Raw genomic sequence first — 22849 nt, 5'->3', positions numbered from 1 at the left:
GGCCCGGATACTTCTCGAAGGCCGGCTCCCAAGCGGCTCCACGGACAGGGGCGGTGACTTGAGTAACTGCCGCGCATCCCGAAGCCTTCCTACGTCCGACCGGAGAGGTCGTCCACCAGAAGGTCGAGGGTGACCTCCTCATGGAGTGCGACCCCGAGAGCGGTCATCGCAGGGGCGAGACCCGGGTCCCAGGCCGCGCTGACGGGCTGGCCGTCGAGCGGCAGCTGCGGGATTCCCTCGGCTTGGCTGCGAGCGGCCAGATGCTCGTAGTCCTCGGCGCCCATGCGCCATGGCTGGGCTTCGTAACGGAGGATGATCCGGTTCGCGAGAGCGATGCCCGGCCAGTCGAAGTCGCCGTGGTACGCGAAACGGCAGCCGGTGGCGGCGAGGGCGTCAAGGAGTGTGAGGACCACCGTGGCGGCGCTGCCGGAGGTACACACCACGGGCCGGACGCAACCAGCGTCCGCAGCAGCCTCCACCACGCGCGGATTCTCACAGATGTGGATCACTATCTCGGCAGGCAGTTGCAGTTGCAGCTGCAGGTCGTGCAGATCGCGCGGCGTGAGGTGGGCTTCGGCGTGATGGTCGGCGCGCTGCCGCAGGGCCTGCTCCCGCCAGCCCCCACCGACGGGCCGCAGCCCGTACGTCAGCACGGTGCTGGAGACCTCGTCCGGTGTGACGGAAACCAGACGCCACAGTGCGCGTCGGCCGACCGCGTCGCCGGGGAACTCGGTGCCGTGGGCGAGGGCGATGCCGCGTTGGACGAGGCGTGCGAGCCAGGTGCCATCGTCCAGGCCGTGTGCGGACCCGGTCGCCAGGGCGGCGAGTTCTCCTCGGCCTCGGGTGCCACCCCGTTCCGGGCCGAGCAGTACGGTGAGGACCTGCACTGCCTGCTGGAGCGTGCGTACCGCCGTTTCGGGTGTCACTACTCTCGGTACGCCGGTGCGGCGCAGCAGGTCGTACCACTGCCCGGTCCAGTCCTGTCCGGCGAGCGGAGAAGCGTCCAGCGCCGAGGCGAGCGACGACCAGACGTGCTCGCGCCGTGCCGCGATACCCGCGCGGACGGCACGGCGGTCGGTGAGCGGAGGGCCCAGTTCCTCCAGCACCTCTCTGAGACCGAGTCCGGCCGCCGAAGCGCGCAGCCGCGTGTCGAGGGCGTCGAGGCGCACAGTTACGGCAGCACCTGTGACGGGTTTGCCCAGTAGGAGCGACAGGTCGTTGCGTTCCTGGGTGCTCACCGAGGTCAGCCGGAGGGAGCCGGTGGCCTGCACGCCGTTGCTTTCAAGGCGCTTGCGTACCGCTTCCCAGAGCCTGGTGAGCCCGGGACCGGCCAGCCAGTCCCGTGTCGCCGTGGGCAGTTTGCTCATACGGACACCAGACGCCGGTGTCGGCCGTTCCAGGTGTAGTGCAGGGTGGCCACCCCGCGCACATGGGGATCGCGGAGGCACTCGTAGATGTGCAGGGATGGCACCTCCGGCCAGTTGCCCATGAGCCGTTCGCTGGTAAGGACGAAGTCGAGATCGAGATCGACGAGGATGCGTCCCAGCCTCCCGTGGGTGGGTTCGTCGACCTTGGCGAAGGCGTCGTCCAGGAGGATCAGCCGCGGGGCGTGAGGTGCCGACTCGGCGAGGCTGGTGAAGTGGGCGGCGGCTGCGGCGAAGAGCACGAGGTAGGAGAGCACTCGCTGCTCGCCCTGGCTGAGCCCGGTGCGGCCGGTCAGTTTCCGCCGCCGTCCCGGAGCGGCGTCCTCGACCACGAAGGTGTGGAAGCGGAACCAGTCGCGGTAGTCGAGAGCGGTCCGCAGGTGGGCGGCGTAACCGGCTGAGGGATCGGCCCGCCGGGCGTCCTCGATCCGGCGTTGCAGCACCTCGCGGAGCTGCTCGGTCTGCTCACGCGTGCGCAGGCTCGACGGACTGCGCAGCAAGTCCACGGCCGCCCGCACGTCCGCGTCGACGTCCTCGTCCAGCTTCCACAGCAGTTCCACGCCGAGACCGTGTGAGGTGCGTACGGTGCGCAGGGTGTCGTTGAGTGCCGCGACCAGGTTCGCCGCGGTGATGACCTGGGCCGAGAGATGGTCGCCGAGCTCGCCGGTCAGGAACCGCTGGAACACCTCGCGTTCGCGTTCGGTGAGCCGTCCCCGGGCCTCTGCCGCCTGGACGGCAATCCGCTCGCCCACGGCCGCTACGTCGTGGGAGCCGTGGTCGTCGATCAGGCGGCATACCTTGATTCCGTCGCGTTCGTCCAGTTGCGCGTCGTAACCGCCGGCCAGCTGGTCACGCAGCTCGGTGTGCCGGTTGAGCAGGGTGCTGTCCGACACCTCGCCTTTCGGGCGGCCGAGGGCCTGCTGTACCGCGTCGGCCAGCGCCTTTAGCGCGCGCAGACGGCTGCGGACGTCCGAGCCGGGATCGTCCACCACGTCCTCGGGCAGCGCGGACCGGTCCACCCCGGCGCCGCGCACCACCTCCGGCCGGCCGAGCGCGCCGCGAAGGGCGCCGCCGGTTGCGATGACCGCCGTCTCCTGGGCGGTCAGGCCCTCGCGCAGGCGTTTCTCCTCCTCTTCCGCGCGCACGCGCCGGTCGTGCAGATCGTTCCGGATACGTTGTGCTGCCGGGACGGCCTCGGCGGCGTGCGCGATGCGCTGTCTGGCTTCCTGCTCGCGGGTGAGGATCTCTTCTTCGGTCGCCCCGATGGCCTCCTCGCGGGTGCGCAGGTCCTGTTGCGCGGTACGCAGCCCGGTGAGGTGGATCCGGTAGTTCTCCTCCGCGTCCAGGCGGTCTTTCCGGGCGCGCTCGTACCGTTCGGCATCGGTGTGATGGGCGCCGAGCCGCTCGCCCGTGCTGCCGATCGCCCGTCGAAGATGCCCGATGCCGGTGAGAAGGGCGGCCAGCGCGGTGCGTACGCGTTCCAGCTCGGCGGGGTCGCTGCGCAGGTCATAAGCGGTGGCGGTGGCGTCCGCCTCGGTGCGTGCGGCTACGGCGAGGGCGCGGGCCTCCTCGGCCAGCCGCGCCGCGCTGGTGGCCTTGGCGGTCAGGTCACGCAGCGTCCTCTCGTCCGACTCGGCTCTGCTCCAGGCGTCGGCGAGACCGCGTGCCCGGGGGAAGTCCTGTTCCGCGAACCTGATAGCCCGGCGCCGGGCGTCGGCCTCGGTGAGTTCGTGACGGGCGTCGGTCAGCCGCTGCTCCGTCTGCGTGAGCTGCTTCTCCAGCTCGGCCAGGATGCGCCGCCGGGTCTCGGCGCGTACGGCGGCTCCCACGTACTCGGCGTCGCTCTTGTGGTGCCGGCCGCTGAGGATGCCCAGACGCCAGGTTCCGTCATAGTGCACCGCGTCATGTGCGGTCGTTTCCCCGGCCGGTGCGAGCGCGATGGCGGTCAGCAGGTGCTCCACCTGCTCGGACGTGACCCCGCACCCCGGTTGTGGTGCCGGGCTCAGGGCCGAGGCGAGGGTCGGCCCGTCCGGCGCCGCGGAACCGGGACGCAGCAGAGTGTCACGGGTGCCGGAATCGACAAGGGCGCCGTCCGCGCCGACCCACGCGTCCAGGATTCCGCTGGCTTCCAGCGCTGCTTCCAGACCGGCCCGGTACGCGGGGCTCAACCCATCCACGAAGTCCACCAGCCGGTAGAAGGGCGCCCCGGTGCCTGGTGTCCTTTCGGTAACGCGGTGGTAGGGGACCGGCGGCTCGGGATCAGTACGTCGCTCCCAGTCTCGCTTCTGACTCGCCAGACGACCGAGTTCCTCGTCGAGCCGGCCGACGGTGAGGGCGAGGGCGTCGCGGCGTCCGGTGAGTTCCTCGCCGTACGACTCGAGTGCGGCATGGGCGGCCTGCCACGCCTGGCCGTCGATGTCGGGCGGGAGCGTCCGGTCCGCGAACGGGGCATCGGCGGAGCTCTCGCAGGTGACCACTGCGTGGACGGGGTCCAGCGGCGGGCAGCCGGATCCGAGGGCGGCCCGCGTGTGAGTGACCCACCCGGCGACCCGGCGGGCATAGGCACCGCTCTCCTCGGCGACCTTCTCGCGGCCGGCGTCGAGACGGCCGGCGGCCTCTTCCGCCTCGCTCTCCAGCCGTTCCCGCTCGGTGTCGGCCTGCTCCGCCCGGCTTCGGGCCTTCTCGGCCTGCGCTGTGAGGCGCGTCACCTCCTGGACCATCCGGGTCCGGTTCTTCACGACCGTCTCGGCGTCCTCCAGCTGCGCCTGCCAGGACCGCAGTCCGTCCTGCACCGCGGCCGTGTCCACATGGACGACCGACCGGTGCTGCACGATGTGCCTCTCCCCGTCCGGAGCGGTCAGCTCCGTCTCGCCGGCCTGGGAGCGAACCGTGCGGGGCAGGGCGACTGCCTCGCCGAGATGGCCGGTGGGAAGCCCGGCCTTCTCCGCCTGCGTCAGTAGTTCCCGGTGTTCAGTGCCCAGTTCGGTGAGCCGGCTGCCGAGGTGGTCGACACCGTCGGCCAGGCGCTCGGCTGCGCCTTCCTCTGCGCCGTGTGCTTTGCTGAGGGCAGTGAAGGCGGCCACGGCGGCGGTGTGGAGCGCCTCGACCGTGGTGCGGCGTTCCGACAGTTCGCGCAGGCTGCGGTAGGCGTGGCTGGCGTGCAGGGCGGCGAGGTCGGTCCGGGCGGCTTCTTCCTCGTCGCGCAGGGTCTCCAGCCGGGCTTCCGCCTCCTCCTCCTGCGTCCTCAGCTCGCTGGTCCGTTGTGCGGCGTCTCCGGCCGCCCGGCGTCGCTGCGCGAGGACCTCCAGCTCCCCACTCACCGCCTGCGCGCAGGTGCGCAGGACTCCGGACAGGTATCCGCGGTAACTGGTTAGGAAGGTACGCAGCGCCGTATCGGTACGCTCCAGGCGGCCGAGTTCGTCGCGTACGGCGTCGAGGTCGTGGAGGTTGCGCGCGACCTTCTCGACCACGTCCTCGTCGAGTCCCGGCAGGGTCTCGCTCAGCATGGAGGCGAGTCCTCCGTGCTCGATGCGGTCCCCGACAGTGGGCCGCCGCAGCCGGTGGAGGAGCTGGGTGAGGTTGCGGTAGCGGGTCGCGTCGGTGATGCCGAACAGTTCCCGAGCCACCCGCGAGCGGTGGACGACCGCGCGGTCGGTGACGTTGTCGGAGCCGACGATCTCCTTGAGCCGGTCGACCGGCAGGGGCCTTCCGCTCTCGACCAGGTGCAGGTCCTCACCGACGCGCAGCGGCGTGACGAAGAACGTCGGCAGCGCCTTCTGCGTCGACTTCGAGGCGCGGATGGCGGCGCCGAGGGTGAGGTGGCGATGGTCACCGCCGTCGGTCGTGCCCCGGAACTCCACCCACAGGTAGCCGAGACGGTTGGTCTGCTCGAACCCTTCCAGCATCAGCCAGGCGAGAGTGGTCCGGCCGGTGCCCGTCGCGTCCAGCGCCCGTGAGTCGCCGTCCAGCAGATACGGGAGCAGCATTTCCAGGGCTTTGGACTTGCCCGCGCCGTTCTTGCCGCGCAGGAGCAGCCGTCCGTCGCCGAAGGCGAACTCCTGCTCGTCGTACTGCCACACGTTCTGGATGCCCGCCCGGTGCAGCCGGAAGCGGGTGCCGGCGGTCGTCGTGGGGCCGGAACGCGGCAGCGGGACGAGGCCACGCGCATCGGTGGTCACAACGGCAACTCCTCTTGAACAACCGTCCCCTTGCCGGCTGCGGTGGCCGGGCGCACGGTCACGTGGGTGGCGTAGCGCGCCGCCGCGGCCAGCAGTACCCAGCCGTCACCGCCGGGACGCACCCCGCGGACATCGGTCACGGTGCGCCCCTCCGGTGCCTCATCGGCGTACCCCTCCGGCAGGCCATAGCCCTCGGCACGCAGCCGACCGGTCCGGGCCATCAGCCGCATGCGGGCCAGCAGGTCCAGTACGGCCTCCCGCAGGGCGCGGATGTCTTCCAGGTAGTCACGCTGCCAGTTGCTGCGCTGTCCGTACTCGGCGACCAGTTCGGCCAGCAACTCGTCCACCAGGCCGTCCGGAACAGCCACGCCGATGACGAGCGTCCCTCCGGTCGCCGGGTGCCCGGGCTCCTGCGGCCGAAGGCGCTCCACGAGCCGTTCCACCAGCAGGAGCGCGGCCTGCGCGACCGTCCCGGTGCCGGGCAGGTGCAGGTCCGTCAGCTCGTCCTCTGGATCCACCAGCGCCACTCCCTCGGCGCGGATCTCCATCTCCAGGCCCAGAAGTTCGGAGAACGCCTGCGCTTCGCGGCGCTGCCGGGTGCGCAACCAGTCGCGTTCGGCGTCGGTCAGCTCGTCCAGGTAGACGACGGGTGTCTCGACGAGCATCCGGCGCACATAGGTGCGAGGACCGCCGAACCCCGGGTCCGCTGCCCGCCGGACCAGGTCGGCGCCATCACGGGCCTGGGCGAGCGGGCCGGCGACGATGACTCGGGCCAGCTCGCGGTCCACTGTGATCAGAGCCTCTCCGCCCGCATCCTGTGCGAGAGCGGCCACATGGCCCTCGGTCTCGATGAGGACACCCCACCTGACCAGCAGGCGCAGAGCTGCTACCAAGGTCCGTTTCCCGGCAGCCCTGCCTGTCTCATCCAGCTCGATCTCCGCGTCGGCCGCGGCGGCCCTGATGTCGGCCACGAGCTGTGACAGCAGCAGTTGTTCGGGCGCGGTCACCAGCACGGACAGGGCCAGCGCGAGGCAGGCGTAGGTGTGCGGGGTGAAGGGGGTGCCGGTGGAGCGTTCCAGCCGGTGTCCCGCGCCTGCTCCCAGGGCCGCCTTGAAGAGCCGGGCGTAGGAGCTGTCGACCAGCAGGCGGTAGCCGAGCACCTGCTGGAACCGTTTGCCCAGCCAGTCGGCGTGCCTGCGGATCAGCGGGAAGAGGTCGGCGTGCGGGCCGTCCGAGGTGACCAGCGGATGTGCGAGCAGCAGCCGGGCGGCGCTGCGGCGCTCGGCGGCCAGGGCCACGTCGTGTGTCGAAGGGAGGCTCATGACACGCTCACCTCCGCATCGCCGTCGGCCGTGTCGGAGGAGGTGCGGCCGACGTCCAGCTCAAGGTCGTCCAGCAGCAGGTCGCCGTCGACCGAGTGCAAGACGCATCGGGCGCCCGCCGTGCGTCGCACGGTGAGCCGGACGCCCAGCTCGGCGTCCTCGCTGTGGGCCTGGTCGAGGTCGAATTCCGTCGCGCCCGCCCCGTCCGTGCCGGCGCGACGCCTCAGCTGCGCGTTCCCGAGTGCGGTGGCCAGCAGCTCCAGGAGCAGACCGAGCGCAGCCGAGGTGAGGCGCACCTCGGCGAACCGGCCCGAGGCGCTGCGCAGTTCGTCCGCCGCCGCTGCCCTGGCGGCCGCCCGCTCACGGGCTTCATCCCGCAGCCGCCGCTTCTGCGCGGAGTGGTCCTCCACCGCGGACGTCCGGCCCCGCTGGGCGCGGCTGCCCCTTTCCCGCAGGGCCACCGGCACCTCGACCACCGGCCCGGTCCACCAGCTCGTGTAGGCAGGCACCACCTCGTCGGTGGCCGGGGGTATGCCCAGATGACGCGCGCCGTACAGCCCGAAGGCGGCGACGGCGATGTCGTGCGCGTCCTGCGGCGCCGCTTCCTCGAACCACCGGGCCAGCCGCAGCAGGTCCTTGCGCCGGGACATCTCCCCGGTGGCCGACCGCAGCATCCGCTTGGCGTTGGCGAGCAGCGACTGCAACGCGCGCAGCGTGGCATCCCGCAGTTGATCGACCTGACTGCCCTGCCCGTCGGTGTCGTTGAACCAGCCGCGCAGGCCCTCCCAGTCCGTGAGCTCGCGCCCACGGCTGCGCTGCACTCGCGTCTCCAGTCGGCCGTCGCCCTGCGGGGACAGCCCGGTGAGGCCCTGTGCATGGGCGTCCAGCCGGGCGAGCAGACCCGGGACGTACGGCCACAGCGTGTCCAGTGCTGCCGAGATCCGGGGCGCGCGGAACGCTACGTCTTCAGTGATCGCCTCGACGTAGTCCAGGAGCAGCTCCTTGAAGCCCTGGTACTCGGCGCTGTCCAGGTCGTACCGGGCCAGGACCTGGCCGAGGTAGGCGTAGAAGTCCCGGATGGAATCCGCGAACTCGGTGAACTGCACGAACAGCGTGCTGACCCGCTCCAGCCCGTCCTGCGGTTCGATGCCACCGGGCGCGGTCACGAGCTCGGCCAGCTCCCTGAGCCCGCGCTCGACCACGGCGAGCAGCTCGTTGCTCACCTCCCGGGCGGCGTCCGCCTCGGCCAGGACACCGTCGGCGTCCCGTTGGATGCGCTCGCCCAGCTTCGACAACTGGTAGCGCGCGCGGGACCGCTGGTACTCGCTGATGCTGGACGCCTTGACCGTGTGGCTGCTGCGCAGCAGGTTGCCCCACTTCACCAGCTGTTCGAGCCGGACGGTGAGGGTGTCGGCGTCGAGCCCGGCGGCAGGGCCGCCGGCCTGGCGCAGCTTCGCCAGGAGATCCGGCACGGCCAGGTCCGCCAGCAGGGTCCCGCAGAAGACCCGCATGATCGCCAGGTGCTCCAGCCGCTCGGGGGCGCTGAGGTAGGTGTAGGCGTCCAGCCGCCTGTGTGTTTCCTGGCTGGCGTCCTGACCTGAGCTGGATGTGCGTCCCACCATGCCGGTGACGTTACGTGGCGCATTCAGACGTCGCCGCTAGATGGCCTGAAATACTCCATGGATTGCCCAGCCGGGCGTCCCAGTGAGCCGATGGCTGCATGGGCGGTCACTGAATGATCGGGACGGGTTACTGCTCTGTCGTCTGGGTGAGGATCTGAGCTCGCAAGGCTCTGGGGGCGGAAGTCACGGAACCAGCCTCTGGTACTCCCCTGGGTCGGAGATACTGGCATTTCCGTGACCGCCTGGGGCCTGTCTGCAGCACGCTGTGCCTTGGTGATCACGCTCTGGCATTGATGGCGTTGGCGAAGGAGTCTGTCCAGGTGGCGACCGCGACGGAGTATCCGCAGGGACCGGCGAGCAGTACCTCGGAGGCGGCGCCTGTTCCACCGGTCCCGGAGCCGGGGCAGGTCGTTAAGGTGCGGGGGTCCACCTGGGCGGTTTCTGACATCCGGAAGCAGGGGCTTCCCCGTAGCCCTGCCGACGAGGGCGTGCCGGGCCTTACCCACGTGGTGAGCCTGCAGTCGCTGGACGAGGACCGGCTCGGGCAAGAGCTGACGGTGGTCTGGGAGCTGGAGGTCGGCCACACCGTCGCCCCGAACCAGGGGCTGCCGGAGACCGTGCGGGCGGAGGCGTTCGACGACCCGAACACCCTCGCCGCGTTCGTGGACGCGGTCCGCTGGGGTGCGGTCACCTCGGCGGACGCCAACTCCTACCAGGCCCCCTTCCGCAGCGGCGCCAACGTGGAGGCATACCAGCTGGTGCCGTTGAGCCGTGCGCTGCAGTCGTCGCGTACGAACCTGCTGCTCGCCGACGACGTCGGCCTGGGCAAGACCATCGAGGCCGGGCTTGTCGTGCAGGAGCTGCTGCTGCGGCACCGCGCGCGGTCCGTGGTGATCGTGTGCCCGCCGAGCCTGTCGCTGAAGTGGCAGGACGAGATGCGGGAGAAGTTCGGCCTCGACTTCGTCATCGTCAACAGCGAGCTGATGGCGAAGGTGCGGCGGAGCCACGGGCTGAACGCCAACCCGTTCCGGCTCTTCCCCCGCGTGATCGTGAGCATGGCGTGGCTGCCGTCACTGCGGGCGCAGCGCCTGCTGCGTGACGTGCTGGCCGATGTGCGCAGCGCGGGCACGGCCAGGCGGTACGCGTTTGATGTGCTGGTGGTCGACGAGGCGCACCATGTGGCGCCGGCCAGCCCGACGACGGCGCCGGGGCAGCGTGGCTACGCGGTGGACAGCAAGCGGACGACGGCGACGATGCGGCTCGCCGAGGCGTGCGAGCACCGGCTGTTTTTGAGCGCGACGCCGCACAACGGCTATTCGGAGTCGTTCACCGCCCTGCTGGAGATGATCGACGGCCGCCGGTTCACCCGCGGCGCGAGCATCGACGAGCAGGCCCTGAAGGAGGTGATGGTGCGGTGGCTGAAGACCGACCTGCCGGACAAGGGGTTCAAGACCCGGAAGCTGGGGACCCTCCCGTTCACGCCGTCGGAGGAGGAGCAGCAGCAGTTCGCGAGGTTGGAGCGGCTGCTGGCGGACAGTGCCCGGGCGAACGGCAAGGGCTCGGGTGGCGACATCGTCGCGATGCTGCTGAAGAAGCGTTTCCTGTCCAGCCCGTGGTCGTTCGCCCGCACCCTTGAGCTGTACGAGGGCGCTGACGGGGGCGACCGGCAGCTTCGGATGGACGACGAAGACCAGTACTACACGGAGGTGCTGGGCAGCGGTCAGTCGGACGAGGAGGAGGGCGCGGCCGAGCACCCCGAGTTCACCGCGCTGCGCCACTCCAAGGGCTCGGACCCTCTGGTCGCGGCCACCAGCAGCGAGATCGCCTCGCTCATCGAGTGGGGGCGCCGCTATGAGCACAAGCCGGACTCCCGGCTGGAAGAACTGCTGACCTTCCTCGCCGCGGTCTGCCGGCCGGACGGCACGCACTGGACCAACGAACGGGTCGTGGTGTTCACGGAGTACGCGGCCACCCTCGAATGGATCGAGCGCGTCCTGCGGCAGCGCGGCTACAACGACGTACTGGAGGTCATCCAGGGCTCGACCCCGACCGAGGAGCGGGAGAAGATCCGCGCCCGGTTCACCGAGAGCCCGGATAAGCACAAAGTCCGAGTCCTGCTCGCCACCGACTCCGCCGGCGAGGGCATCGACCTGCAGACCCACTGCCACCGCCTGGTCAACTTCGACATCCCGTTCAACCCGTCCCGCCTGGAGCAGCGCATCGGCCGGATCGACCGGTACGGGCAGACCAAGCACCCGGAGATCTTCCACTTCGTGCCGGTCTCCAGCTCCACGACGTACGACGCGGACATGAAGTTCATGGGGATCATCGCGACCAAGGTCGGGCAGGCCACCGAGGACCTCGGCAAGGTCAACCAGGTCATCGACGCCGAGGTGCAGGAACACTTCGCCCCCACCCGTACGACCCGCAAGACCCGGCTGACCGCGCCGGACGACGGCAACGAGGTGATCACCCGCGTGCTGGCCGGCGGAATGGAGCTGAACCGCCGGCTCACCAAGCTCTCCGAGACGTACCACGAGAGCAAGGCCGCCATGCACCTCACGCCCGCGAACGCCCGCAGGGTGGTGGACACCGCGCTCACGCTGACCTCGCAGCCCCCGCTCGTCGAGATCGGCGACGACCGCACCGAAGCACAGGTCTTCGAGATCCCGAACCTCAGCCGCTCCTGGCAGCCGGCCCTGCGTGGCCTGGACACCCGCCTGGAACCTGGCGTCCTGCGCCCCATCACCTTCGACGACCAGGCCGCGCAGCACCGCACCGACCTGGTCCACATCCACCTCGGGCACGCCCTCATGCAGCGCGCCACCCGCACCCTGCGCTCGGCGCTGTTCAGCACGGACTCCCCGGTCAACCGGGTCACCGCCGTCATCGCCCCCGGCCTTCCCGAGTCCTGTGTCGCCGCAGTCTCCCGGCTCGTCCTCGTCGGACGCGGCGGGCTGCGCCTGCACGAAGAGGTGTTCCTCACTGGCGTCCGGCTACGTGGCCAGGCCCTTGCCGAGTCCAAGGTCGAACAGGTCCTCGACGAAACCCTCGACTCCGCGGACCTGCTCCTCGCCGATGAGAAGGTACGTGCTCACCTCGCCGAACAGTGGAACGACGACGACTCCCGGCTGCGCACACGCCTGCTGACCGCGATGGAACGCAAGAGCGCCAGCCGCCAGGAGAAGGTCACCGAGGCACTCACCCAGCGCCGGGACGCCGACATCCAGCGCGCCCACGAGATCTTCGACGCCTTCCGGCTCAACCTGCGCGAGTCCCGAGACCGCCTGGAGCATGCCATCCGCGCCGAGGAAGAGCTGCTGTTCACCGACGACCAACAGAAGCAGCGACGCCGAGACCTACACCACATGAACGAGCGCCTCGACAGCCTGGACGACGAGGAGGCACGCGAGATCGCCTCGATCCAGGAGCGCTACAGCGACATCAGGCCCTACGTATCCGCCGCCGCGGTCGTGTTCGCCCTCACCCCCGAAGACGCGAAGAACGGAATGGTCAAGGCATGAGCCGCCGCTACCCCCCGACCGCCGCCGGCCTGCACCGCGCCTGGCTCGAACTCGTCGACGCCGACGGCCCCTTCCTCGCCGTCCCCGCCCTGGAACGCGTCTACCCCCAGGGCATCCCCCAGCCCGACTCCCGGGCGCTCGACGCCATCAAGGACGCCAAGCCCGCCTTCGAGAAGGCATGGGAGAACTGGGACGAGCACCCGGGCGACGAAGCCGCCCTCGACCTGTACCGCGAGGCCCGCGACACCTGGGTCGACCTCGTCCTGCGCCAGGGCCTGCGCTGGGGCACCTCCTACACCGTGCCCGCCCCTGCCGCCGCCGAGGTCCACTCACCCGACTACACCGTCACCGTGCGCGCCGACGGCGCCCTCGTCCACGGCGACACCACCGGCGCCCTCGTCCTGATCACCGACCCCACGGACTCCCTGCGCGACCCGATCACCGACGGCTGGTCTGCCAGCCCCATCGACCGCATGGAAGAGCTGCTGCGCGCCTCCGGCGTCCCCATCGGCGTCGTCACCGACGGCCGCTGGTGGGCGATCGTCAGCGCCCGCCCGCAGACCATGGTCGCCTCCGGCATCGTCGACGCCCAGACCTGGATCGAAGAGCCCCAGACCCGCAACGCCTTCATCGAACTCCTCCAGCGCCGCCGCCTGGTCGGCGGCAAACAGCAGGACCGGCTGACCGAACTCTTCGGCGAGTCCGTCACCGCCGCCGAGAAAATCACCGAAGCGCTCGGCACCCAGGTCCGCCGCGCCGTCGAACTCATCGTCCAAGCCCTGTCCGAAGGCGCCCTGGACGCACAGCGACGCGGCGAACCCGACCCGCTGCCCGCGGCAAGGGGCGAGGTCTACGAGGCCGCCGTCACCGTCATGATGCGCGTCATCTTCCTCCTCTTCGCCGAAGAACGCGGACTGCTGCCCCAGAGCCGCCTCTTCGCCATGGGATACGGCATCAGCGACGAACTCGACCTCCTCGACGCCCGCGAGAAGGAAGAGAGCGAACAGGCCCTCGACGCCACGTTCCTGACCTGGCACCGCCTCCTGGCCACCTCCCAGGCCCTGTACCGGGGCGCGACCTTCGAAGACCTGCGCCTGCCCGAGTACGGCGGCTCCCTCTTCGACCCGGCCCGCTTCCCCTTCCTCACCGCCTGCGACTCCCAGGACACCCTGGCCATCACGGTCAGCGACCGCGTCATGCTCGAAGTCCTGCGCGCCGTCCAGATCGCCCAGCTGCCCGGCGGAGCACGACGCATCTCCTTCCGCGACATCGACGTCGAACAGATCGGCTACATCTACGAGGGCCTGCTCGGCTACTCCTGCGAACCCGCCGAAGAGATCATCGTCGGCCTCACCGGCAGCGCGGGATCCGAACCCGAGATCCCCCTCGCCACCCTCGAAGAACTCAGCCAGGCCAAGCGCACCGAGACCGCGCTGGCCGACGCGATCCTCGCCTGGATAAAGCAACACCAGCCGGCCGCGAAGCCGTCCAGCAAGGCCGCCCTCACCAAGGCGCTGAAGACGGGCGACACCCTCGACGACACCGAGATCGCCCTGCGCGACGTCACCGACGACCCCAAGCTGCGCGACCGCCTCCGCCCGTTCATCGGCATCGTCCGCCGCGACCTGCGTAACCGACCGCTGGTGGTCGAGCCCGGAGGCGTCCTTCTGGTGGAGACCCCCTCGCGCGCCTCGGCCGGCGCGCACTACACGCCCCGCTCACTGGCCGAGGAAGTCGTCCGGTACGCGCTGGAACCCCTCGTCTACTCGCCCGGACCACACCAGACCGCCGACCAGGACGCATGGCGGCCCATCGACTCCGACCAGATCCTCGACCTGCGCATCGCCGACATCGCCTGCGGCTCGGGCGCCTTCCTCGTCGCCGCGGCGCGCTACCTCGCCGACCGGCTCGTCGAGGCATGGCAGCGCGAGGGCGTGGCGTACGGAAGGACACCGCACGACCTGCACGTCCACGCGATAAGGACCGTCGTCGCGACCTGCCTGTACGGCGCCGACATCAACGGCATGGCCGTGGAGATGTGCAAGCTGTCGCTCTGGCTGGTCTCCCTGGACCCGAAGCTCCCGTTCTCCTTCGTCGACGACAAGGTGCTCCACGGCAACGCCCTGCTCGGCTTGACCGACGCAGACCAGCTGCGCCGCCTCCACATCGACCCCGCCGCGGCCGGCAACCAGTTCAGCATCTTCGCCTTGGACGTGGACGACATCCTGGACCAGGCCAGCCGTCTGCGCCGCCAGCTCGCCACCGAGGTCGACGACAACGACCCGCAGCGCTCGGCCGCCACCAAGCGGCGGCAGTGGCGCCGGTACCAGGAGCTGACCGCGCAGCTCGCCGACGTCGCGGACGGCGTGATCGCGGCCGGGCTGCGGTGGGGTGGCAAGCCTGGGAAGCAGTTGAAGGCCGCGTATGAGGATCTGAGCATCGCAGTGGAGAAGGCGTACCCGGCCGATGGCGGGGAGGCGGATCGGACGATGCTCGACGGCATCCAGGAGGCCGGGCTCACTCCGACTGTGACAACGGACTACGAGCGGTGGAAGCCGCTGCACTGGATCCTGGCGGTGCCGGATGTCATGGAGCAAGGGGGGTTCGATGCTGTCATCGGCAACCCGCCCTTCAGGGGGTCCACTTACTTGTCGTCAGACCTGGGAAAGAACGTCTGCGACTGGCTGGCCGAGGTGGTGGCAGGCGGTGTACGAGGAAAATCCGACATGGTTGCCTACTTCTTCCTCAGGGCGTTTGAGTTGATGCACAAGTCAAGCTCGTTCGGCCTCATTGCTACGAACTCCTTGGCCCAGGGGAAGACCAGAGAAGTAGGGCTCGCCCAAATGGTGAGATCCGGCTTGTCCATCACTAGGTCGGTACAGAGCAAGCGGTGGCCCGTGAAATCTGTCAACCTGGAGTATGCGGCGGTCTGGGGGGCGAAGGGTGCTACGGCCGAGGCCATCGAACGCTTCGCCGACGGCTATCGCGTAAGGAGGATCACTTCCCTGCTGGAGCCAGAGGGAAGAGTCTCCGGAGACCCCATCAAACTTGTCGAAAACTCCGGCATCTGCTTTGAGGGCTGCAAGCCGTACGGCGAAGGTTTCTTGGTTAGCAAGGAAGAGGCAGAATCCTGGACGAAGGAAGATGCGCGGCTGAGAGAGGTCGTTCTCCCCTATCTGGTGGGGAAGGATCTTAACTCGCGCCCAGATTGCAGCGCCTCCAGATGGATCGTCGATTTCGCCGAAATGCCCATGGAGGTCGCCCGCAGTTTCGACCGGCCGTGGCGGCATGTCGAGTCCGGCGTGAAGAGTTATCGGCTCGCTCAGGATGGTGAGAAGTACCCGCGCCTGGTAAATCAGTGGTGGCAGTATTGGAATACCCGCCCTGCATTGCGTGAAGTCCTTAAGGATCTCGACCACGTGCTTGCTCTCACTTTGGTTAGCAAGACGCTAATTCCTGCAAGGGTGCCCACGGGGCAAGTGTTCAGTAATCGCCTAGCCGTCTTCGCATCCGATTCGTTTGCCCTCCAGGCCGTCCTCTCATCGTCCATTCATGTAACCTGGGCGACCCTTAGGGGGACTACTAGGACGGGCGATTCCGGCTACGCCCCGACTGCGGTATTCGATACGTTCCCCCGCCCAGTCAGTCACGCACCCCTCTCCGGGCTAGGGAAGGAACTGAACGATGTCCGTGAAGAGGTGATGCTTCGGCGGGGACTTGGATTGACCGACCTGTACGACATGATCAATTCTCCCGGAATTGAAGGCTCATCCGATGATGACGTGCGTCGTCTTCGTGAGATCCACGTTGAGCTCGACCAGGCGGTCATGACCGCCTACGGCTGGGACGACGTCCCTCTGGAGCATGGCTTCCACACCTACCGCCAGATGCAACGCTGGACGGTGAGCCCCGCCGCCCGGGTGGAGATCCTCGACCGCCTCCTCGAAGAGAACCATCGCCGCGCCGCCTCGCAGGGCGTTGTCAGTCCCCCCGGCAACAATGAGGGCATCGAGGACGAGGAGGACGACGAGTGACCACCCCACGGCGCACCAGCGATCAGCCCGCAGGCGGCGCTCCTCAGGCCCCGGCCTACCGTCTCGCCCTCGAACCCGACGACCGTTCCTGGACCGCCCGGGAGAACCTGGTCGACATCCTGGAACGTGAGCTCCTGGGCCCGGCCAACGGCCCGGACGAGACCCTCGACGGTGTTCCTGACTCGGCGTACCTGATCGGCCGGATCGCGCCCGTGCGGCTCACCGCTGGCCAGGACGACCCCGGCGAGGCCGGATCGGACGACGCCGCGACCGACGTGGGCGACGCTGTGGATGCCGCAGAGAGCCGGGGCGTGCCGCTCACCGCCGTTGACGACAGCAGCGCGAGTTCGGACGAGGACGAGGTCGAGGACCAGCCGCAGAAGCGTGGACTGATGATCCCGGCGTCGATGGGGCTGCGTTTCCAGATCCCCGACGATCTCGACGAGTTCACGGTGACCGCCTCGTGGGGCACGTACGAGCCGGTGAAGGAGAAGCGTGGCGAGGACACCGGAGACGGCGGGGGCGAGGGCGCGGCATCCGCTTCAGCTATCCGTCGTTTCCAGCGCACCCCGCACGCCATAGCTAAGGCGATCAAGGTTGCCGACCTGAAGCCGTCCCGTACGACCGAGGTCGTGCTCAAAGACAAGGTCTTGCTTCGGGTGGATCGTTACGACGATGCCGAGCGTGGCTGTCGGCTGATCGAGGTGGCGTTGTGCAACGACCGGGAGACCCCCCGCAAGATCCCGGTCGAGGCGTGGCTGTACCAGACCAAGCTGTCGGTGTCGGCCGGTGGAGCTGAGGTGTTCCTGCCGGTCAATGACGTACTCCTGGACACGCGCGAGGAGCCGGACGACGAGCTGCGGCGGCTGCGGCTTCAGTACCGCAACCGTCTGGAGTTCGCCCATGGCCGGACCTGCTCGGTGGACTGGGAGGTAGCTGAGGGAGCGCGCAGGGCCAGTGAGGTCTGGACGACGTGGCTGCCGGTGAGTGAGACGCCGCAGACGGCCGCTGAGGAGATCGGTGCGGCCCTGCTGGACATGCGCAGGCTCCAGGAGGCGTCGATCGACGAGCTGCGTACGGGTCTTGAGCCGATCGTCGCGGGTTACACGGCCTGGCTGGACGGCGAGGAGCGGCGGGCCGAGGCTCTTCCGGAGCATCTGAGGTCCGAGGGTCTGGACGCGGTCGCCGAGGCGCGTCGGGTGCAGCGCCAGCTTGAGGAGGGTCTGAAGCATCTCCTCGGGGACGAGGAGGCGTTGCGCTGTTTCCGGTTCATGAACCGGGTGATGGCTGATCAGCGTGTGCAGTCGCAGGTCGCGGAGCGGCGGGCGAGTCGGCCGGAGGAGAGCATCGACGAGGCTCGCGAGGCGATCCTCGCGGAGAAGGGGGCCTTGGCGCATTCGTGGCGTACCTTCCAGCTGGCCTTCGTGCTCATGCAGTTGCCGTTGCTGTCCGACCCGGCGGCCGAGAAGCGGTCGGGGGATCTGGCCAAGGCGCAGCTGTTGTTCTTCCCGACTGGTGGTGGCAAGACGGAGGCGTATCTGGGTCTGGCCGCCTACACGTTCGCGATTCGTCGCCGCCAGGGTGTCGTGGATGCCTTCGATGGTCCGCTGGACGGGCGGTCTGGGGTGGCCGTCCTCATGCGGTACACGCTGCGCCTGCTCACCGCTCAGCAGTTCCAGCGCGCCACCGCCCTGGTGTGCGCGGCGGAGCTGGCCCGGCGCGATGATGTGGCGACGTGGGGGGAGGAGCCGTTCCGGATCGGGCTGTGGGTCGGTACCGATGTGAGCCCGAAGCGGTACGACGAGGCCGCCGAGCAGTTGCAGAAGGCCCATGGGGGCCGTGGCTATCGGCTGACGGTGCTGCAGATCCAGCGCTGCCCGTGGTGTGGGACGCGGGTCGAGGCGCGCGATGTGCGCACGGAGCCCGCGCTGCGCCGGGTGTACGTGTACTGCGGGGACGAGCTGGCTGACTGTCCGTTCGCTGACGGCGGCGAGGTCCCGGACGGGCTGCCGGTGCTCACGGTGGACGAGGAGATCTACCGGCTCGCGCCGGCGTTCGTCATCGCCACCGTGGACAAGTTCGCTCGCCTGGCGCGGGAGGGCGAGGCCGCCTCGCTGTTCGGGCACGTCTCGCGGCGCTGTGAGCGGCACGGCTTCGTGCATCCCGACTATCAGCAGTGCGACATCAAGGACGGCAGCAAGCATCCCAAGAAGGACGGCTGGCCGGCGGCCCCCGTTCACCCGGCCACGCGGCTGCGGCCCCCGGACCTGGTCATCCAGGACGAGCTGCACCTGATCACCGGGGCACTCGGCACGACGGTGGGCCTGTTCGAGGTGGCCATCGACGTGATGACCGACTGGCGGACGAAGGACGGGCGCCCGGTGCGTCCGCTGCTCGTCGCCTCCACAGCCACCGCACGTAACGCGTCGGAGCAGGTGCGTGCGCTGTACGGGCGCGACGTCACCATCTTCCCGCCGCAGGTCCTGGACGCCGGCAACACCTACTTCTCCAAGGAGATCCCGGTCTCCGAGAAGCACCCGGGGCGCCGGTACGTCGGGATCAGCACGACCGGGGTGCGCTTGACCACGGCGGAGATCCGGGTCGCCGAGGTGCTCCTGGCCGGCGGGCAGCTGCTCCTCGACCGCTCCGGACGCGCGGCCGATCCGTACATGAGCCTGGTCGGCTACTTCAGCGCCACCCGTGAACTCGCCGGCATGGCCCGGTACATGAGCGACGACATCCAGACCGCCCTCGCCAAGGGCCGCCCCTGGTCGAAGCTCCCCCGCCGCACCGGCACCGATTACGGTTCGCTGCACGTCGCCGAGCTGACCTCGCGCGTGGCCAGCGCGGACATCACCGCGACCCTGGACCAGATGGCGACGGCGTTCGACCCGGGCTTCGACTCCACCGCAGGCAAGCGCAACCGGCGCGCGCTGCGCGAGGCAAAGAAGCCGGATCCCACGCGTGAGGTCAATCCGTACGACGTGGTCCTGGCCACCTCGATGCTCCAGGTGGGCGTGGACGTGACCCGCCTTGGGCTGATGCTCGTGGTGGGGCAGCCGAAGAACACCGCGGAGTACATCCAGGCGTCCTCCCGTGTCGGCCGTACCGCGGACCGGCCGGGCCTGGTGGTCGCGCTCGGGAACTGGGCGCGGCCGAGGGACCTCGCCCATTTCGAGCAGTTCCGCCACTACCACGAGACGTTCTACGCCCAGGTGGAGGCGCTGTCGGTGACCCCGTTCTCGGTGACCTCGCTGGAGCGCGGCCTGGACGGCGTGCTGGTCAGCGCCGCCCGTGTCCTGCAGGCCGCCAAGGCCGGCCAAGGGCTGTCCCCGGAGGACGGGGCGGCCCGTATCGAGGCCGAGCAGCACTTCGCGGGCGAACTCGTCGACGCCCTCGTGCGTCGCGTCGCGCGGGCCGGCGACGAGGATGCCGCCACCCGCGCCCGCCTGCGCCTGGAGAACCGGCTCGACCAATGGGGCAAGCGCCGTAAGAGCCTCATGGAGGACCGCAAGTCGCTGGTGTACGAGAGGGTTCTGGACGACGGTCGGCACGACGCGCTGATGATGAGCGCGGAGAACGCCAAGGCGGGCATCGACACCCGGGACGCTGCGCCGTTCATCGTGGCGAACTCGATGCGCGAGGTGCAGCCGGAGATCAACCTCCTGGTGAGCCCGATCAAGGAGCGCCTGGTGTACCGCGCACCCGACCATGCCCCTCAGTGGAAGATGCCGGAGGACAACTCGTGAGTGACGAGACGCGCTTCGTCTACGACGTCGCCCGCGCCGTCGACCCGCTGGGCGACCTGGAACAGGAGGCGGAGAAGGCGACCAAGCACAACCGTGCCAAGGTCGGCTCGGCCCGCCCCTCCTCCCTGCTGTACACCTACGGCCCCGGCGCGATCATGGACTTGCCGCAGTTCACGATCATGCCCACCGGCCTGGACGACTGGGACCGCATCTGGCGGCGCCGCGACTCCGCGCCCCCGCAGATCCACGCCCCGCGCCTGCGCGACGTGGTCCGGATGATGCTGCGTTCGCCCGACGTGCAGCTGCGGCCGTACCCCTGGCAGCCGAAGAAGCACAGCCGGTCCGCCGAAGGCAACGACCTCGGAGTCCCCTCCCGGGTCTTCCCGCAGTGGCTGCGATGCACGGGCTGCGACATGCTCGGACTACTCACTCAGTTCGACTACCGCAACACGCACCCTTTCCGCACCGACTTGGCCGTTTTCGAGCACGCCAGGTGCACGGGCCGCGCGGGCGCCGGCACCCGCAAGCCGATGCGCCGCACCGCCATCCCGGCCCGGTATCTGCTGGCCTGCGTCGACGGGCACCTGGACGAGTTCCCGTACGACCTGTGGGTGCACCGCGGACAGCCTTGCAGCCAGGCGCAGCTGCCCGCTCTGAAGATGGTCGACCGGACCGCCGGCAAGGGCGCCTCGGCCGTCATCCACTGCGCGTCCTGCGACATGCGGCGGCCAATGACCGAGGCCCAGGGCGAGGCCGGCAGGGCGAAACTCCCGCAGTGCCGAGGCCGCCACCCCCACCTGGACGCCTTCGAGCCCAAGGGCTGCCGCAACGAGACCCGACTGATGCTCGTCGGCGCATCCAACCTGTGGTTCCCCGCCACCCAGTCCATCATCGTGATGCCGGAGTCCCAGGAGGAGCAGGCCAGCGACCTGGCCGACCGGGTCCGCACCGCACTGGGCGACAAGCTCGCCAAGTACCGCGCCAACCTCGACCTGATCCGGGACCTCCTCGGCATGGACGGCGGCGTCGACGTCACCGGCCTGTCCGACCACAACCTGGAGCAGGTCCTGCAGGCCGCCTCCGCCCCCACCGACACCCCGGAGGAACAGGAGGAGAAGCTCCGCGAGTGGGACCCCGTCGACCTCCTCGTCCCCGAATGGCGGTACCTGCTGCGTGACATCGTCGGCACCCGCGTCGAGGACCCCAAGAGCGGACTCACCCTAGCCACCCGCGACCGGGGCGACGCCCTGCAGCCGGAGATCACCCGTGTGCTCGCGGTCGAACGCCTCCGCAAGGTGAATGCCCTGGTCGGCTTCACCCGCATCGACGACATGGACCGCGTCGGCGACCTCCCACGCCGCCTGGCCCCACTGACGCGTACGTCCCGCCCGAGCTGGACCGTGGCCACCGAGGACCGCGGCGAAGGCATCTTCCTCCAACTCGACGAGAACGCCGTCGCCGCGTGGGAGAAGCGCGTCCTGGACACCGACCTGTGGAAACTCCACCGCGAGGCACACCGCAGGAACTTCGAGCGCCGCTTCTCCGACACGGCGGGCCAGATCGACCCCGACAGCCGCCTGAAGCCCCCGCGCTACTGGCTCGTCCACACCCTCACCCACATCCTCATCCGCGAACTCGCCCTGACCTGCGGCTACTCGGCCGCCAGCCTCAGCGAACGCCTCTACGCATGGCCCGCCGCCGAAGGACGCGACCCCGCGGCCGGCCTTCTCATCTGCACCACCGCCTCAGACAGCGACGGCACCCTCGGCGGCCTCGTACAGCTCAGCGAGCCCACACGCCTTCAACGGGTCCTCGGCAGCGCACTGCGCAAGGCCACACGCTGCTCCTCCGACCCCATCTGCTCCAAGCGCACCCCCCAGGACCCCGAGGACTTCCTCCACGGCGCCGCCTGCCACTGCTGCGTCATGGCCTCGGAAACCTCCTGCGAGCGCGCCAACCGCTTCCTCGACCGCCGCTTCCTCCTCGACCTGCCCGGCAGCGACCTCGGCTTCTTCCAGGCCCATGAGTGACGCGGACGCGCCACGCCAGCTCGGCCGGCTCCTGACCGGAACCGAGGCCAAGGACATAGCGGACCGACTGGCCGACGGCGACACCTTGACCACCGCACTCAAGGTCGTCGCAGTCGGCCAGCGGGCAGAGGTCCGGCACCTGCTGGAGGCCGTCGGCAGCGGTCCCGGAGCGGCACCCCAACAGATCCTGGTCCTGAGGGCCATCGAGGGGGCACGGGCACTTCCGACCACACTGTCACCGCTGTGGACCATGCCCGGACACCTCGCCCAGAGCGGACCGCTCACCACCTCGGTCACCCGCCTCGTCGACAGCGCCCGCCACGCGATCACCTGCTCGACCTTCAACTTCCAGCGCAGCTCAGCACTCTGGACGTCACTTCGGACAGCCGCACAGCGCGACGGCGTCGCCGTCGGTGTCTACATGGACACCCGGGCCGCCGACGGCAGCGGACAACACTGGACCCCGTCGACCACAGAGGTAGCCGCGCACCTGGCTCCGGCCGAGGTATGGCGGACCAAAAAGTTCGACGGCGGGCACGTCCGCAATCACGCCAAGTTCCTCGCCATCGACCACCACCTCCTCCTGGTCACCAGCGCGAACTTCTCCTGGAGCGCAGAGAACAACAACGTTGAGTTCGGCGTCCTCATCGACAACCCGAACCTCACCGAAGCCGTCGAGCGCGAGCTGCGGGAGGCAGAGAGGGCCTTGTACGAGCGGATCCCCTAACGAGGCAATCGCTTATAGATGCCCAGCAGGCTCTCCAGATGCTAGTCCGGGGGGCTCGGCGAGGGCCGTGGGTGTTCTGGCCTGCGGCGTAGCGTTCGGGGTTGCCCCCTCCGGACGGGTGGGCTGAATGAGACCAGCACCGCTGGCTGTCACTGCAGCATGAGCTCGGCGAGCCGTTCCCAGAGGCCCGCTCACCATGCGGTTCTGAGTAGGTTGCCCGCTCCCCTTAGCCGCTGGGA

General features: G+C 69.5%; 9 protein-coding genes. 5 read left to right on the top strand and 4 right to left on the bottom strand.

Going from position 1 to position 22849, the window contains the following annotated elements; genetic code table 11:
- Positions 1–89: 89 nt before the first annotated feature.
- The 4 genes from B9W62_RS17905 to B9W62_RS17890 are packed head-to-tail and all read right to left on the bottom strand — an operon-like array spanning position 90 to position 8546.
- On the bottom strand, positions 90–1367 hold the full coding sequence (locus B9W62_RS17905; RefSeq protein WP_087808081.1) for a TIGR02679 family protein: 1278 nt from the start codon (positions 1365–1367) through the stop codon (positions 90–92).
- Positions 1364–5602, bottom strand: coding sequence for a TIGR02680 family protein (locus B9W62_RS17900; protein WP_087808080.1), 4239 nt, complete (start codon positions 5600–5602; stop codon positions 1364–1366). Before B9W62_RS17900 ends, B9W62_RS17905 begins: the two co-directional genes overlap by 4 nt.
- On the bottom strand, positions 5599–6924 hold the full coding sequence (locus tag B9W62_RS17895; protein ID WP_087808079.1) for a TIGR02678 family protein: 1326 nt from the start codon (positions 6922–6924) through the stop codon (positions 5599–5601). The genes B9W62_RS17900 and B9W62_RS17895 overlap by 4 nt, the downstream gene beginning before the upstream one ends.
- The gene (locus B9W62_RS17890; RefSeq protein WP_053637933.1) at positions 6921–8546 is read right to left on the bottom strand and encodes a TIGR02677 family protein; all 1626 of its coding nucleotides are present in this window, start codon (positions 8544–8546) and stop codon (positions 6921–6923) included. The genes B9W62_RS17895 and B9W62_RS17890 overlap by 4 nt, the downstream gene beginning before the upstream one ends.
- Positions 8547–8839: 293 nt before the next feature.
- Between B9W62_RS17890 and drmD the strand changes: the two genes are divergently transcribed.
- Genes drmD through drmC form a run of 5 tightly spaced genes read left to right on the top strand, consistent with a single transcriptional unit; the run spans position 8840 to position 22610 of the window.
- Positions 8840–12070 (top strand): DISARM system SNF2-like helicase DrmD, encoded by a 3231-nt coding sequence (gene drmD / locus B9W62_RS17885; RefSeq protein WP_256976469.1) that lies wholly within the window; start codon positions 8840–8842, stop codon positions 12068–12070.
- The gene (locus B9W62_RS17880; protein WP_087808077.1) at positions 12067–16104 is read left to right on the top strand and encodes a DNA methyltransferase; all 4038 of its coding nucleotides are present in this window, start codon (positions 12067–12069) and stop codon (positions 16102–16104) included. The genes drmD and B9W62_RS17880 overlap by 4 nt, the downstream gene beginning before the upstream one ends.
- Complete coding sequence (gene drmA / locus B9W62_RS17875; protein ID WP_087808076.1) at positions 16101–19853, top strand: DISARM system helicase DrmA; 3753 nt, start codon at positions 16101–16103, stop codon at positions 19851–19853. Before B9W62_RS17880 ends, drmA begins: the two co-directional genes overlap by 4 nt.
- Entirely contained in the window at positions 19850–21883 is a 2034-nt protein-coding gene (gene drmB, locus B9W62_RS17870; RefSeq protein ID WP_087808075.1) for a DUF1998 domain-containing protein, read from the top strand. Before drmA ends, drmB begins: the two co-directional genes overlap by 4 nt.
- The gene (drmC, locus tag B9W62_RS17865; RefSeq protein WP_087808074.1) at positions 21876–22610 is read left to right on the top strand and encodes a DISARM system phospholipase D-like protein DrmC; all 735 of its coding nucleotides are present in this window, start codon (positions 21876–21878) and stop codon (positions 22608–22610) included. Before drmB ends, drmC begins: the two co-directional genes overlap by 8 nt.
- The last annotated feature ends 239 nt before the right edge of the window (positions 22611–22849 follow it).

Origin of the sequence: Streptomyces sp. CS113 (assembly GCF_002188365.1) — a bacterium.
GTDB lineage: Bacteria > Actinomycetota > Actinomycetes > Streptomycetales > Streptomycetaceae > Streptomyces > Streptomyces tendae.
Note: the sequence above shows the minus strand (reverse complement) of the source record. Positions and strands in the feature narration are given on the sequence as shown.

What these genes read in the sequence shown, in the direction of transcription:
- B9W62_RS17905 (WP_087808081.1), bottom strand. Translation starts at nt 1,367, where the DNA reads ATGAGCAAACTGCCCACGGCGACACGGGACTGGCTGGCCGGTCCCGGG.
- B9W62_RS17895 (WP_087808079.1), bottom strand. Translation starts at nt 6,924, where the DNA reads ATGAGCCTCCCTTCGACACACGACGTGGCCCTGGCCGCCGAGCGCCGC.
- B9W62_RS17890 (WP_053637933.1), bottom strand. Translation starts at nt 8,546, where the DNA reads ATGGTGGGACGCACATCCAGCTCAGGTCAGGACGCCAGCCAGGAAACA.
- drmD (WP_256976469.1), top strand. Translation starts at nt 8,840, where the DNA reads ATGGCGTTGGCGAAGGAGTCTGTCCAGGTGGCGACCGCGACGGAGTAT.
- B9W62_RS17880 (WP_087808077.1), top strand. Translation starts at nt 12,067, where the DNA reads ATGAGCCGCCGCTACCCCCCGACCGCCGCCGGCCTGCACCGCGCCTGG.
- drmC (WP_087808074.1), top strand. Translation starts at nt 21,876, where the DNA reads ATGAGTGACGCGGACGCGCCACGCCAGCTCGGCCGGCTCCTGACCGGA.